The sequence below is a fragment of the Flectobacillus longus genome (assembly GCF_030056705.1).
Taxonomy (GTDB): Bacteria; Bacteroidota; Bacteroidia; order Cytophagales; family Spirosomataceae; genus Flectobacillus; species Flectobacillus longus.
In genome coordinates, this window is sequence record NZ_JASHIC010000005.1 from 51,809 (window position 1) to 66,335 (window position 14,527).

Genomic DNA, 14,527 nt, shown 5'->3' on the forward strand with positions numbered 1-14,527 from the left:
GGTGCATATTCCTTCCTGCTATTATTGATCACTTAAACAGTATCTTCATGAAAAAGTTCTCTTTGACTGTGTTAGCTATTTTTATAGCAAACTGTTTTCCTATTATTTCTACCTCTCAAGCACAAACTTCTCCTTGGAGTATTGGTGTAAAAACTGGATTTGGTTCGATTATCGGCGATGCACAAGCATTTACGGGTAGTTTGACTTATGGTGTGTTTATTGAAAAAAGAATGACTGTAAAACTTTCACTAAATGCAAGTTTTGATTTTGGTTCTATTGCTACAAAAGCATATTCTGGTTATAATTATACAGGTAAAACAAGCTTTTTTCAGACGGCAGTTTTAGCAAAATATCAACTTGGAAAAGGAGAAGGGAAAAAGCCAACATTTTCTCCATTTGTTGGTTTGGGTGTAATTGCTTACAATCCGCAGGTTAGCCAAAATGGTACAGTGATTCGCTATGCTGATGGTACTGCAAGTAGTCCTGAAGGTGTTAATGACTTGATTATTCCATTTGGTTTTGAGGTAGGTTTTAAACTTTCAGAAAAAGCAAAGCTTTCGATTGTAGCACAATCTGGATTTGCTCTTACTGATCGTTTGAATGGTACTGTAGGCGTTAGCAACCCTACGACGAGTATGCCAGATGGCCATAAGTATATGGGCAAAATCAACGATATATCAGGTGCATCAAGTAATGATTTTACGAGTTTTTTAGGACTTAAGTTAGGGTTTTCTATAGGAGATAAAACTGATAAATAATTGATGTAGATTTACGTATAAGGGAATAGAGTGCTTACTTTATTCCCTTTTTGTATATAAGGCTAATTCAAAAATTAGTAAAATAGCTTGGCTGGAAAGTGCTTCAAAATCAACCATTTCTATTGAATTTAATAAAAGAGCGTCTTCTGAGTGCAATAGCCTATCTTGTATTTCAAAAGCACCATCAATAACATAAGCCAATACACACTTGTGGTTATTTGCTAAAGCGAGTCCTCCCTTTTGTCTTCCATCAAACTGACCAATCCACGATGCCCTATGTATTGGTATCAACTTATTTTTACTCATCTGAATTGAAATATCGTTGAGTTCTTCAGCTAGTAACATAGAATATTTTACAACAAAAAACGTAACTATTTCATCTTGATAGGGATTAAGTATCTCTGAATATAGGTCTGTTTTTAAGGCAAACGATTGATTTTCCTCAATTAATTTATGCCCGATTCTGGCATTTTCTATATGTAAATCACCAATAAATGGGATAATCAAAATAGAATGAGTAGACAAAACAGGTAAACTAAAGGTACAGTTAGGCAAAAGCAAGACCTTTTCTACATATTCTAGCTCAGAGTCTTGTGTTTCACTTTTTTCCCAAATATGTGTTTTGTGAAAAGTTGGTGTTTGCGTGTGTGGTTGCATATCAGACAAAATGATGCGTCCCTCAGTTTGTGTAATCATAGCTGTCAGATAATTGTTGAAGTAGCTTTAAACGAACTAATATTGAGCAATGGTTGTAATGCAATCAAATCGGTTTCTAGTTCTTCTTGACTACTTGTTGAATGACTTACCAATAGCTGGTTCCCAATGGTATCTATCCATAAAAGTGGTTTGCTATAAAAATAAATAGCTACTCTATGTTGTTGTTTGTCGCTGATATGCGATTGAATAATTTCAAATCTGAAGTTTTCAAATGATAAACAGAGCTTCCCAAATGCGTTTGTGACTTCGGGAGCAACTCCGTTAAGCTGCTGGATGTATCCAACAGCTGCCGTACTTACCAAAAATTGAAGCTTTTCTGCTTGCGGATTTTTCTCAAGAATTTCGTGATAAGTTCTAAATTTTCCTTCTTGGTTATACAATTGTGCTTGCATAAAAAACTCTTGATGAGTATCATCAAACACATACTTGTCCCAAAGCTTGGTTGAGTTAGCGTCTATAATTTTACGATAACATAATTGAATGATTCCTTTGGACATGGTTGTTTTCTAGGGATTAGGGGACAGGGTATAGTTGTTAGTGAACAGGCATAAAGGCACAAGGTGTTTTAGGGGTGAGGGTATAGTTGTTAGTTTTTCAAAAAGTAGAAAAAATGTTAAACACCGAGTAGATAGGGTGTGTAGCAATTTTTTCTACTTGCCTCTTGCCTCTTGCCTCTTGCCTTATGCTGAAACTACAATATTATGAGTCAATACATAACCGTCTGTAGTATTACCTGTTACTGTTGACATTTCGTAGGTTACACCATCACCAAAGACGTTATCTTTTGCATTGGTGGTATCTGCTTGCCCATGGCTGGCATACACACCTTGTGCATATACAATTTTAGAAATATCTTCAGGAAATGCGATTTGTGTAACCAACAATGACGTTCCCGAACTGTTGTACACATGGACGTGAATATGTGTAGCTCTACCTGAATACCAACCAGGGTAGATACTCGTAAAGGTAACCAAACCTGTACTATCTGTAACTTGGCGACCTCTCAGAAAGTGCACAGTTGTATAATTGGTAGATTGCATACCAGTACCTCCATATTCTGAGTAGTTACCAGCTGCATCGCAATGCCAAATGTCTACTATGGCATTGGCTAAACCTGCGCAACTTGCATTTTTATTTTGGATATTTATCTTAACCGTCAATTTAGTACCTGTACGGTCTGAGGTAATATTACTTTGTACTAAAGACGAAGGTGTTTTAGTAGGAAAAGGACCTTCTGTCTCAGATGGGGTACTCGTACAACTCGTATTAGTCGAGCCACTGGTTGTTGTTGATGAACTTGAGCTACTAGAGCTTGATGTAGGGTCAACACTTTCAGTTTTACATGCTACGATTTGTGCTGTTACTAAACCCAAACCTGCTCTCTTCAAAAAATCAATTCTTTTCATAACACAGTTGTTTATTAGATTAGATACCTATTTCGAGATATGTCTTGTTACTTTACTTTCATGACCTAGTTTAAGTATGAAGCGTTATGAAAAGGCATATTTTTGAGGTGAAGGATAAAAATGTGTCGGTGAAAGATATGTTTTGAAAAGAAATAAATAGATGCCAGCAAGAATATTTTTAGTCTAAACCTTTTAATCTTGCCAATAAAACCTTTTCGTAAGTAGGACCAAGTGGAATTTCGAAATTGGGCAAATACACCACTTTATTTCGCAATGCTTTGATTTTATTGAAAGAAATAATATAGGATTTATGGACTCTGATAAAGAGTTTTTCTGGCAATTTGAGTTGTAAATTTTTCAATGTCATACGAGCTACTATAGGTTTACCTGTTGTACAATGAATTTTTACATAATCATCAAGTGCTTCTACCAAAATAATATCTTCAAAAGCAATTTGATGTAAACTATAGTCTGCTCTAATTTGGAGATATTCAGGCGTAATTTCGTTTTCTTGTGAGCTCAACACTTTTTCGTAATATAATAATGCTTTTTGACAAGCTTGCTCAAAACGTTCGGGCGTGATGGGTTTTAGTAAATAATCAATCGCCTGAAGATTGAAACCTTCCAAGGCAAATTCGCTAAAAGCCGTTGTAAAAATGAGCATGACAGGTTGTGGAACACTTTTGAAAAAATCAATGCCAGAAATAGTAGGCATATTGATATCTAAAAAAATTAAATCAACAGCGTTGTTTTGTAAAAAAGAAGTTGCTTCGGAGGGTTTGGTAAATGTTTGTACAAGATTGATAGAGGAGGTTTGCTTGCACAAACTACCCAGTACTTTCAAAGCTGGTGGTTCATCATCGAGGGCTATGGCTTTTAATGTGGACATTTCAAAAGGGTTTAGTCAGATAGTTAGATTGGGAGTTAGTCCTGTACGAAGAATTAATTTCAAACTATTACAGATTTGGGATTTCTGATTTCGGGAATAAAGAAAAATACCTTTATTTTTTATAGTATATAGAAACATACTCTTCCGAAATCCAATATCCGAAATAAATGGTTTTTACAATTCTTCTTACAGTACTAATTTGGAATCAATGATTTATTGATGTAACTCCAACGATAAGGATACCGAAAAAAGATGTTCATTATTTTTGATTACCAAACAATTTTTGTTGGGGTAATTTAGTTCTAATCGTTGCTTTGTGTTTTGTAAACCTACCCCAGTGCTTTCTTTGGGTAGAATATTGGGGTGGATTTTATTTTCTACTAAAAGAGATAAAAGCCGTTCTTGAATACTCAGATGTATCGTGATTGGAGAATCCTCTTCTGGTGAAATGCCATATTTAAAGGCATTTTCAATAATCGAAATCAGCAACAATGGAGCTATTTTTAAAGAATGGCTATTTCCCTCTATTTTAAAATCAATTTGTGCGGTATCTCCCAATCTCAACTCTTGAAGAGCAACATAGTTTTTGATATAAGTAAGCTCTTTCTCCAAATCAACCAAATCTGAATGGGCATCAGAAATCACATAGCGCATCATATTTGATAATTGTAACACTGCTTTACCCGATTGTGGCGCCTCTTCTTCAATACACATGGCATAAAGGCTATTCAAAGAATTGAATAGAAAATGTGGGTGAATTTGTGCTTTGAGGTACTTTAGTTCTGCATCGGTTTTGGCTTGTGTAAGCGCATATTGAAACTGTCGAGTACGAAATAAGGTCGTAAACAGAATACCCAAAAGATATAAAATCATGGATTTCCCAAAATCAAAAATAATACCTGGGGGATTCATAGGATTGTGTGGACCTGTGCCTGCGTGTTCTTGTGGAGGAGGGGGTGCGAGGTGTAACAGATGTGGTGGAGGTGGCAAAAGATTATTTTGTGATTCACCAAGAATAATAGGCCAATTAATTTGATTTGAAATCACATAAATAAAACCAAACAGCAATAGCAGTATCCCTAAAAACGAAAGATATTTCTCGGTGAGATATAGGCGTGGTGTAAACCAATAATAGTTGGCATAAAAACAGCCAAACATAAGGGTGTACGAAAAAAGATTGCTCAGTTCGTGTGGATTACGTTTGAGCATTTCCCAAGCTAAAAGGTCTTCGGGAGTAAATATATAAATCAGTCCAATAAACGAAAGGACTGGAATACTTTGCAATAGAATGGTCGAAAGTCGCTGTTTCATATTGCAAAGTATTGATAATTTTTTAGATGCTCAAGACCCCTATTTCACTATCCAACGATTGAGGGTATTGTGTGGGCTTTCTAGTACAATTTTGTAGAAACTTGAAGCGGGAATACCTTTGATAATCAAATGCTCTTTTGTCAAATCTGTCGTTCCTATCAGTTGGTATTGGTCTTCGCCACCTTCTTCAAAACGATTTGTTGTACTCAACCAAATTTTCATTTTACCTGATTTTTCCAATGCTTTCCAAGATACTTCCAGCTGATTATCGAGCAGTTTTACTTCTGGTAAAATAGCTGAAACAGATTTGTTTAATGCTACACCATCTATTTCAAATGCTTGTTTTTGTGGAAATTTAATGTTCATGAAATGGGCAATACTTGGCATAATATCAACTACTGCTGGTTGGTATTCCTTAAAATAAGTATTGAGGTTTTGTGCGTTTGTAGTCATCCATGTAGTACGCTCACGCTCAGATTGTCCTCCGTGATTACGACCTGTCTGGGCATCACGTCCGTGGTCAGTTGTGATAAAAATTAACCATTTTTCTTTATGTTTTTTCTCTCTTTCTTGAATAGCACTCCACACTTTTCCTACTTGTTGATCTACATATTCGATGGCCTTTTGCATTTGTGGGCTATCGCCATATTTATGTCCCATATCATCCGAGTATTCCATGTAAAGCCAAGTCATATCTGGAGCATTTTCAAGAATACCTTTTTGTGCATCATCGCTCACTTTTTCATCTATCTGATGAATATACCAGCGCTCTTTGTCATGCTTATAAGTCGCAGTATCTAACTCATAACCATCAGAATGGTAGTCAACTTTGAGTTGCTTGGTTTGTGTCAAACCATCGCCGACGAGCTTGGTACGATTGTCGAGCCAAGTAGAATATACCGCAATTTTTTTCTGAGGGTATTGTTCTTTAAAGAATCTAAAAATGGTCCAATAATTATAATTAGGCGCTTTGATATCGTTGTCCCATACGTTATGCTTATTCACCCAAGTACCCGTCAAAAGGCTATTATAACCAACTGCTGATATTGTTGGAGTCTGAGAATAAGTCCCTTTTTGACCACCCACATACGCACGTTTAAATCCGCCAACCTTGGCAATTGCCGAAAGGTTTGGAGTTTGTGCTTTTTCAATCACATCGGCAGGAATCCCATCTACAATGATAAATACCGCCTTCGGTGTTAATTTTTGAGCAAAAGAAAAAAGAGTATTTAAGAGAAAAAATGGAATGAGTAAACTGTATTTTTTCATAAAGGTAGTATCGTTATGGTAAGAAAATTGAGTAAAGAAAAGTTTAAGCTACAAACTTGAGAAAGGAATGAGGTAATTTTCAAAAGGTTTGGATTAAGCTTAGATTAATTTAGCAATGTACTCATCTACAAAGAGTTTTTTATCTAGTAGATAAAGCCTAAATTTGGCTTGATGAAATTGATTCTTCATTAATCCAAATTAGGTGCTTATATCATCAAAATACTAAAAATTCCAGAGCCTCATGTTCATACTCAATGCCCAAAATTCGATAGCTAATCAATTTTTAGCAGAAATGCGAGACATCACTGTTCAAAACGACTCTATGCGATTCCGTAAGAATATGGAGCGTTTGGGTGAAATTTTGGCGTATGAAATCTCAAAAACCTTAGATTATAAGCCAGCAAAAGTACAAACACCACTGGCAGAAGCATCAACGGAATTATTAACAGAGCAGCCTGTTTTGGTAGCAATTCTTCGAGCTAGTTTACCCTTCTATCAAGGTTTTTTAAATCTATTCGATAAGTCCGAAAATGCCTTTATTGGAGCCTATCGTGGCAAACATCGAGCTGATGAAACCTTCGATATTCAGATGGATTATCTGGCTTGTCCTTCGTTGGAAGGTAAAACCGTGATGTTGGTAGACCCCATGTTGGCAACAGGTAAATCTTTAGTAAAATCCTATCAAGCCCTTTTGCAATATGGTAAACCTGCCAAATTGATTATTGCCGCGGCCATTGCTGCCCCTGAAGGGTTGGCTTATATTCAAGAACACATTCCAGAAGCATCATTATTTATCGGAGCCAAAGACGAACGTCTCAACGAGAAATTTTATATTGTTCCTGGCCTTGGCGATGCTGGTGATTTGGCATACGGTGGGAAACTGTAAAGCCCAAAAACTGGGTAAAAGATAGAAAATTCCATCGGCAAGCACTCGTAATTTGCTTGCTGATGGAATTTCAAAATCCTATTTCTCTATTGAAGCTTTTATAATTCTACAATATTAATTTTTCTCCATTTTACCTTGATACCACCGCCAGAGTGAATTTGCAACGCAATAGAGCCTGAGCGAGAACCGATTTTTTCATCATCAAGTGTAATCATTTCCACACCGTTGAGCCATGTGGTTACTTTATTACCTACTACCTTGATTTTCATTGTATTCCATTCGCCCATTTTCAAAGCTTTGTCTTTTTCCTCAGCTGGCTTTATCAACCAACCTCTGCCATAAGATTCGTAAATACCACCAGTTGAGTGCCCTGGAGGGGCTACTTCTGCTTGCCAACCGCTAATTTTGGTTCCTTCGATACTCGAATGAAAAAATACCCCACTATTACCATCGGCTTCTTGCAAAAATTGAAGTGTCAATTCAAAATCCTTGAAGGTTTTATCTGTTGCCAGATAACCATATTCTTTGTCGGGACCACTTTCACAGATAAGCAACCCTTTTTCTACGTACCATTTTTCGGTTCCGTAAATTTTCCAACCGCTAAGGTCTTTTTTGTTGAATAATGATTGTTTTTTTTGTGCAATACCAAAACTGGTGCACGCTACCCACATGAGTAGGAGGAGAGATACTTTTTTCATAGTTAAAATTGGGTATAAATTGAGTAAAAGAGTTAAGCAACCAAGTAATGAAGCGCTGAAAATGTTTAATAGCTTACAAGCAAAAGTGTCGCTTACTTGAAAGCAAAATTAAAAGATAGAACGTTATAGAATATCCTTTTCTATGGTAGTATAAAAAAGGCAAAGAGGAATATATCTCATCTTTGCCTTTGCTTCAAAAATTATCTTGTCAATCTGTAAATCAATATAGCAGTGCGCTTGATTAATGCAGGAAGCTCTTTGATATTGAGGGTTTCGCCAGGGGCATGTGCGCCTTTTCCCGATGCACCTAGTCCATCCAAACAGGCTACATATTCTGCCACATACGAGATATCACCTGCACCTCTCGAACCTGGGTCGCCAGCTTTTACTTCGCCATAATCCAAATCTTTACTTACTTGATTGAGTTGTGCTAAAATTTGCTCGTTGGCTGCGGTTGGTTCCATTGCAGGAATGCCATCAGTGAAGCTAATCTCAGCTTTTGTTTCGGTAAGATTTTTGGCTACAATAGCCTTCATAACCTCACGTGCCTTATTTTTTTGAGTTTCTGTTAAAAAACGTAAATCACCATTTACGACTGTTTCGGGCGAAATAATATTCGTTTTTCCTACAGCTGAACCATTTGCTTTACCTTCGTTGTATTTGATTTCTGCACCGCCTAAAATCATGCCTGGGTTAAAAGTGAGATATTTTTCAGAACTTAATTGCTCTCTAAATTCATTTAGGATACGTGCTGCTTCATAAATTGAGCCATACCCCATTTCGGGACTAAATACTCTTGACGAATGCCCTGTTTTTCCGTAGGTTTTTAACGACCAGCCACTTGCACCACGACGAGCAGTAGCAACGGTGTGTAAGCCCACAGCCGTTTCGAATGCCAATGCTACATCATGTGTTTTGGCTCGGTCAATAAAATCTTTACGACTCACAGAGGTTGGTTTGCCTGCGCTTTCCTCATCGCCCGTAAAGTATGCTGTGATGGTAGCATTATCGAGTAGCTTTTGAGCTTGTAATGCTTGAAGCGCTGCTATGACCACCACATCGCCTCCTTTCATATCGTTGACACCTTGCCCTGTTATGGTTGAGTCGTTGAGATAAGTATATGGTGCAAAAGCCATTTCTTTTTCAAAAACGGTATCTAAGTGACCAATCAAGAAAAGCTTTTTACCTGCTTTCCCTTTTTTCTCAGCCACCAAATGCCCTGCTCTTTTGAGCGAATCAGGTAGATTGACCCAAGTGGTAGCAAAGCCTATTTTTTCAAATTCTTTTTTAAAAATATCACCTACTTGTTTTACACCAGCAGTGTTGAGTGTACCGCTATTGATATTTACAGCATCCTTGAGAAGTTGCTCGGTTTGAGCAAAATGTGCGTCAATATATTGGGCAATTTTTTGTTCGGTCGGATTTAGTTTTTGTGCTTGTGTGCCAAAACTCAAACCTAAAGCAAGGAGTGAGGGAAGTACGATTTTTTTCATCTAATTTAGAAAAGCGTTTGTTGGTTAAGAATTCAAATATCTAATATAACTTATAATGGCATTTTTGACAATAAAATAGGTTTTTTCAACGCTTACTTTACTGCATATTTTATTAGAAATTGATTATAAAATGTGTTAAATTAACTCTGAGTAAGTACTTTCGTCCTCTTTTTACGTTTTGGGGCTTAGGTAAAGCATAAAATCATGTTGAAGTATGCTTTTTGTCTTAATTCAAATGCCAAATGGGCATTGCTTCCCCACTCAATGACTTAACACAAGGCTTATGAGAATTTTATTGATAGAAGATGAGGTAAAAACGGTAAGAATTATCCAACAAGGTCTCGAAGAACAACAGTATGAAGTTGATGTTGCTTACGACGGTCCAATGGGTTTTCAGTTAGCCTCACGCCATCCTTACAGTTTAATTATTACTGATATTATTTTGCCAGGCTTCAATGGGCTCGAACTATGTAAAAAACTTCGGGAGGCTCAAATCGCCACGCCTGTCCTGATGCTTACGGCATTAGGCACTACCGATGACAAAATTGTGGGGCTCGATGCTGGAGCCGACGATTATCTTGCGAAACCCTTTGAATTTCGAGAGTTGGTTGCACGTATTCGAGCACTTACACGTCGTGGTAGTGCGCCTTTACAAACCACCAACGTACTCAAAATTGCCGACCTCGAAATGGATTTGGATATGAAGTCTGTAACAAGAGGCGGCAAGGCAATTCCGTTGACCGCCAAGGAGTTTGGTCTGTTGGAATATTTTATTCGTCACCAAGGTCGAGTGATTTCGAAGGTAGAATTAGCCGAAAAAATTTGGGATGTAACCTTCGACACAGGTACTAATGTGATAGAAGTATATGTAAATTTTTTACGTAAAAAAATTGATAAAGACTTTACAGTCAAGCTACTTCATACGCACATAGGCATGGGATACGTACTAAAGGTGATAAATTAGGTAAATCCTTCAGCAATCCAATATATGAATATCCGTCTCAGACTTACATTTCAGTTTATAGCCCTTGTAACCGCCATTATGATTTTGTTTTCGGTAGGGGTGTATTTTTTTAGTAAACTCTATTTAGAAAAACGTTTTTATAAGCGTCTTCAAAATAGCGCAGTTACGACTGCTACTTTACTGTTTGAGATTCAAGCGGCAGATACCACGGTACTGAAACTGGTTAATATTTCGGACAAAGAAATTTTGCACGATGAGTCGGTTTCGGTCTATAGCCAAGCAGAACATAAAATTGTATTTTCGACCAATCAGGGTAATACTATTGTGCATGAGCAAGTATTGCCTAAGGTAACAGCCACACAGGCAAGCTCCTATCTTGAGGCTGGCGCCTATCAAATATTTGGTATGTCTGTACAGTTCAAAGGCGTAAATTATTGGATTATTGTGAGTGCTGTAGATGAAGCAGGTAAAGAAGCTTTGTCGGATTTACGGAAAATTTTGATGGTCATGACACTGGTCGCTATTTTATTGGTGGGACTGAGTGGATGGATATTTGCCGATAAAGCATTAGCGCCTATGTCGGCTATTACGCGACAAGTAAACTCTATTTTTCCTAAAAATATTGGAAAAAGAGTTGAGCACCCAGATCGAGAAGATGAAATCGGCTTGTTGGTAGATACCTTCAATCGGCTACTTGATAGGGTAGAACAAACTCTTTTGACACAAAAAATATTCATTGCAAATGTTTCTCATGAACTCAAAAACCCATTAACCAAAATCTTTTCGCAGCTTGAAATAACTCTGCTACAGCCACGTTCTGTGGAGGTTTACCAAAAACTATTATCGTCTTTGAAAGACGATACTCGTACTCTAACTCAGTTGACCAATACCTTACTAGACTTGGCTAATACTGTCGTTGATTCAAAGGCTATCGCAAAAGCCTCTGTACGGATGGATGAGCTGCTTTGGGATGCTAAAAGTCAAGTCCAAAAATGGCACGAAAACTATCAAGTTAATATTTCTTTTCATGACTTTCCTGAAGAAGAAGATGCCCTAGTTGTAAATGGCAATGAAGCAGCCCTAAAGGTTGTTTTGATGAACTTGATAGATAATGCCTGTAAGTTTTCAGCAAATAATACTGTCAATGTTGATTTTTCGACAAGTAGTAATTGGATAAATCTATCCTTTTTTAATGATGGTCCCCCAATTCCTGTCAAAGACCTTCCTAATATTTTTGAGCCGTTCTATAGAAGCAACGCTACTGCACAATCTGTGAAAGGACATGGTGTCGGGCTCACAATTGTACATCGAATCACCCAGTTGCATAATGGTCAAATAACGGTGGATTCATCATCAGAAGGTACTACATTCCGAGTAAGCTTTCCTAATATTTTAATGCCTGTCACATTGAGTGATTTGTGATTAAGTGATTGTTTTAAAAATTGTATTCTAAAGGTAAAGACATTATACTTTACGTCTAAACAACCTATTAGAATTTAAAAGTGGTTAGGAAATCAATTTCTGACCACTTTTTTGATTTTAATAGGTTAAACGACACATTTAGTAAAGTTTTGAAAGGTATTTTGGAATAATATCGTCAACCATAGGAAAGCTGAAATAGATACTATGTTACAGACCATAAAGATGTTTTTATGAATTCCGCAATCTCTAATCCACAATTTTTAAGGTCGATTTAAGGTTGATTTAACTCCTCTTTAAAAGCATGATAGTTATTTTGCTAATGTAAAACGAACGAAAACAGGAACTTATAAATGATTGTGGTAACTAATTTTTTCCTTACTTTTTAAAATTTATTCTTAAAACAATCCCAACCATTCATTTTAAAGCAAATTAATAACTATGGAGAATAATAATAATCAGACCTTCTTTAAGGTAGCATTAGGAGTTACAGTAGGTGTTATCGCTTTGTTGAGTTATTTGTTCATTGGCGCTCGTAACGAAACATTCGAATTACAGAAAGCACTTACAACAAAAGTAGAACAGTTGTCTAGCACACAAATCAAATTAGATTCTATCTCAAAGTCGTTAGATGAGAAAATCAAAGAGGTAGAGATGTTGGGTGGTAATGTTGCTGAATTAGAAAAAGTAAAAGCTCAATTAGAATCGGATAAGAAGAAATTGAAATCAGATTTGAGTTTCTCTGTCCAAAAATATGAGGCTAAAATCAAAGAATACGAAACATTTTTGGCCACCAAAGATGAGGAGTTAACAAAGCTAAGAGAAGAAAACGGTGATTTGATGGCCCGTAATAAAAACTTAGAAACTGAAAAACAAGCTGCTTTGAATGAAAATGCAGGTTTGAAGTCAGATAAAGATAATTTGAGCAAAACAGTAGCCGATTATACTTCTCAAAACGAAGAATTGAAGCGTAAAGTAACTATAGCATCGGCTATGAAAGCAACCAACGTTGAGGTATATGCCTTGGCTTCTAATGGTAAAGTACGCGATGGTGGACGTTATAAAGCTTCAAAAATTGATCGTTTGAAAATTTCTTTTGGCTTAGCAACAAATCCTGTAGCCGAGAAAAACAACAAAGATATTTATATCCGTATTATGGATGCTACTGGCGCAGTAGTGAGTGCTGATGGTTCATCAGGTACTATGCAATATGATGGCAAAGAGGTAGGATACACAGTGAAACAAAATGTGTTGTTTGAAAATAACGACCAAAAAGTAGATGTAGTTTATGCCAAAGGTTCTGCTTATAAGTCTGGTAAGTATTCAATCGAATTGTATTCTGAAGGATTCAAAATTGGTGCAGGTACTTTCGAAGTAAAATAGTTTTTGCCCTTTATTTACTGAGTATATCTGGAACGGTGTAGGCATGCTTACATCGTTCTTTTATTAAACCGCTAATTGATTTCATTGAAATCAGTTTCTAAAACACAACACACATGAAGACGCTACACATCACTTTTCCCAAACATATTTCAATTCTGTATTGGATGATTCGGACCAGCGAAGCATTCGAAATAATGCAAGAATTTATCCGATTGTTGTGGATGGCTCTTTGTCGCTTTCCTTTTTCGTTTATGGGGCTAAGTTACATGTTTCTGAGTATGGCATTTTGTTATTGGCCAATATCGGGACATTGGTTTGCTGGATTTATGATGATGTCTTTGCCAGTAGCGTTGATTTGGGGTGGTTTAGCAACGATTTTTTTACTTATCAAAAAACAAAGAGTAATAGCTACTGTAGGTGTTGTTTGGTGTATGTTAGCAATGCCACTAGCTCGTAGATTTATGAGTATTGGTAGTGAAAAAACCACTACGGCATTGCAGGATGCTAGCTCACTCAAGGTATTGAGCTTTAATAGTGCTAAGTTTGCAGATTTTCCAAGCGATTTTGCTCAATGGAAAGAGCTAGATGCGGATATTGCGTGTTTTCAGGAATATTCGCCCAATGCCAATATCGAGAAAAACTACACTGAAAAAGCGGTATTATTAGCAGATGATTTGACTGAGGAGGTTGGTTTGGGGCTTTTGTCGAAATATCCGATTGTAAAAAAGTATGGTCGTATCTGGAATCGTAAAGGACAACCTAATATCAATGGCTATATCGTAGCAGATATTGCTTATAAAGGAGATACAGTAAGGGTAGTCAATGTACATTTCTGGTCGATGGGGATTCGTATCAATCAAGCCTTTGATGCCCTAAAAGAAGGTAAAGTTGCAAGCTTTTTTAGAGAACTTGGCGATAGTTTTGGAAGATTAAAATTTGGATTCGATTCTCGTTACCAACAAATTGACGAGGTACAAGAATATGTAGCTGGAAGTCGATATCCCGTAATTCTGTGTGGAGATTTTAATGAGACACCTTTTGGTTATGCTTATGGAAAAATGAGCTTATTATATAAAAATGCTTTTGAAGAAGTAGGCAAAGGAATGGGCTTCACTCTCAATCGTCAGCCCTATTTTGTAAGAATAGATCAGCAATTTTATAGCCATCAATGGGAAATTCAAAGCTGTAAAACCGTTTCATCGGTAAGCTTTTCTGACCATTTCCCATTAATGGCTCACTACAAACTAAATAAGCCTGTTGAGTTTAATTCTCAGGTGCTAGTTGCCAAAGTTGACTAAACAGACAAATCCTATATATCGTACTTATATAAACAA

14 protein-coding genes are annotated in these 14,527 nt (G+C 36.7%); 6 read left to right on the forward strand and 8 right to left on the reverse strand.

Annotated features, from left to right (window positions below; genetic code table 11):
* The first annotated feature begins 47 nt into the window (after nucleotides 1-47).
* Nucleotides 48-758: a hypothetical protein gene (locus QM491_RS04395; RefSeq protein ID WP_283326028.1), complete on the forward strand. Its 711-nt coding sequence runs from the start codon at nucleotides 48-50 to the stop codon at nucleotides 756-758.
* Nucleotides 759-797: 39 nt separating this feature from the next.
* On the opposite strand, the gene QM491_RS04400 is transcribed toward QM491_RS04395, so the two are convergent.
* From QM491_RS04400 to QM491_RS04425, 6 genes are all read right to left on the reverse strand, one after another.
* A complete protein-coding gene (locus tag QM491_RS04400; protein ID WP_283326029.1) occupies nucleotides 798-1,454 on the reverse strand; it encodes a hypothetical protein in 657 nt (218 codons plus the stop codon).
* A gap of 5 nt (nucleotides 1,455-1,459) precedes the next feature.
* Nucleotides 1,460-1,972, reverse strand: a complete 513-nt coding sequence (locus QM491_RS04405; protein WP_283326030.1) for a hypothetical protein — start codon at nucleotides 1,970-1,972, stop codon at nucleotides 1,460-1,462.
* Nucleotides 1,973-2,155: 183 nt separating this feature from the next.
* Nucleotides 2,156-2,881: a dioxygenase family protein gene (locus QM491_RS04410; RefSeq protein WP_283326031.1), complete on the reverse strand. Its 726-nt coding sequence runs from the start codon at nucleotides 2,879-2,881 to the stop codon at nucleotides 2,156-2,158.
* A gap of 178 nt (nucleotides 2,882-3,059) precedes the next feature.
* Entirely contained in the window at nucleotides 3,060-3,770 is a 711-nt protein-coding gene (locus QM491_RS04415) for a LytR/AlgR family response regulator transcription factor (protein WP_283326032.1), read from the reverse strand.
* Between the two features lie 213 nt (nucleotides 3,771-3,983).
* Complete coding sequence (locus QM491_RS04420) at nucleotides 3,984-5,081, reverse strand: sensor histidine kinase (RefSeq protein ID WP_283326034.1); 1,098 nt, start codon at nucleotides 5,079-5,081, stop codon at nucleotides 3,984-3,986.
* A 39-nt stretch (nucleotides 5,082-5,120) separates the two neighbouring features.
* Entirely contained in the window at nucleotides 5,121-6,350 is a 1,230-nt protein-coding gene (locus QM491_RS04425) for an alkaline phosphatase family protein (protein ID WP_283326036.1), read from the reverse strand.
* A gap of 241 nt (nucleotides 6,351-6,591) precedes the next feature.
* Here QM491_RS04425 and upp point away from each other — a divergent pair, with 241 nt between their 5' ends.
* On the forward strand, nucleotides 6,592-7,236 hold the full coding sequence (gene upp / locus QM491_RS04430) for a uracil phosphoribosyltransferase (protein WP_283326037.1): 645 nt from the start codon (nucleotides 6,592-6,594) through the stop codon (nucleotides 7,234-7,236).
* A gap of 98 nt (nucleotides 7,237-7,334) precedes the next feature.
* On the opposite strand, the gene QM491_RS04435 is transcribed toward upp, so the two are convergent.
* Together QM491_RS04435 and QM491_RS04440 are read right to left on the reverse strand one after the other, a co-directional pair.
* Nucleotides 7,335-7,934, reverse strand: a complete 600-nt coding sequence (locus QM491_RS04435; protein ID WP_283326039.1) for a 3-keto-disaccharide hydrolase — start codon at nucleotides 7,932-7,934, stop codon at nucleotides 7,335-7,337.
* Between the two features lie 200 nt (nucleotides 7,935-8,134).
* Nucleotides 8,135-9,427, reverse strand: a complete 1,293-nt coding sequence (locus QM491_RS04440) for a M20/M25/M40 family metallo-hydrolase (protein WP_283326040.1) — start codon at nucleotides 9,425-9,427, stop codon at nucleotides 8,135-8,137.
* Nucleotides 9,428-9,710: 283 nt separating this feature from the next.
* Here QM491_RS04440 and QM491_RS04445 point away from each other — a divergent pair, with 283 nt between their 5' ends.
* From QM491_RS04445 to QM491_RS04460, 4 genes are all read left to right on the forward strand, one after another.
* A complete protein-coding gene (locus QM491_RS04445) occupies nucleotides 9,711-10,391 on the forward strand; it encodes a response regulator (RefSeq protein WP_283326041.1) in 681 nt (226 codons plus the stop codon).
* Between the two features lie 24 nt (nucleotides 10,392-10,415).
* On the forward strand, nucleotides 10,416-11,813 hold the full coding sequence (locus QM491_RS04450) for an ATP-binding protein (RefSeq protein WP_283326042.1): 1,398 nt from the start codon (nucleotides 10,416-10,418) through the stop codon (nucleotides 11,811-11,813).
* A gap of 438 nt (nucleotides 11,814-12,251) precedes the next feature.
* Entirely contained in the window at nucleotides 12,252-13,193 is a 942-nt protein-coding gene (locus QM491_RS04455; protein ID WP_283326044.1) for a DUF8428 domain-containing protein, read from the forward strand.
* Nucleotides 13,194-13,306: 113 nt separating this feature from the next.
* A complete protein-coding gene (locus QM491_RS04460; RefSeq protein WP_283326045.1) occupies nucleotides 13,307-14,491 on the forward strand; it encodes an endonuclease/exonuclease/phosphatase family protein in 1,185 nt (394 codons plus the stop codon).
* Nucleotides 14,492-14,527 lie beyond the last annotated feature (36 nt).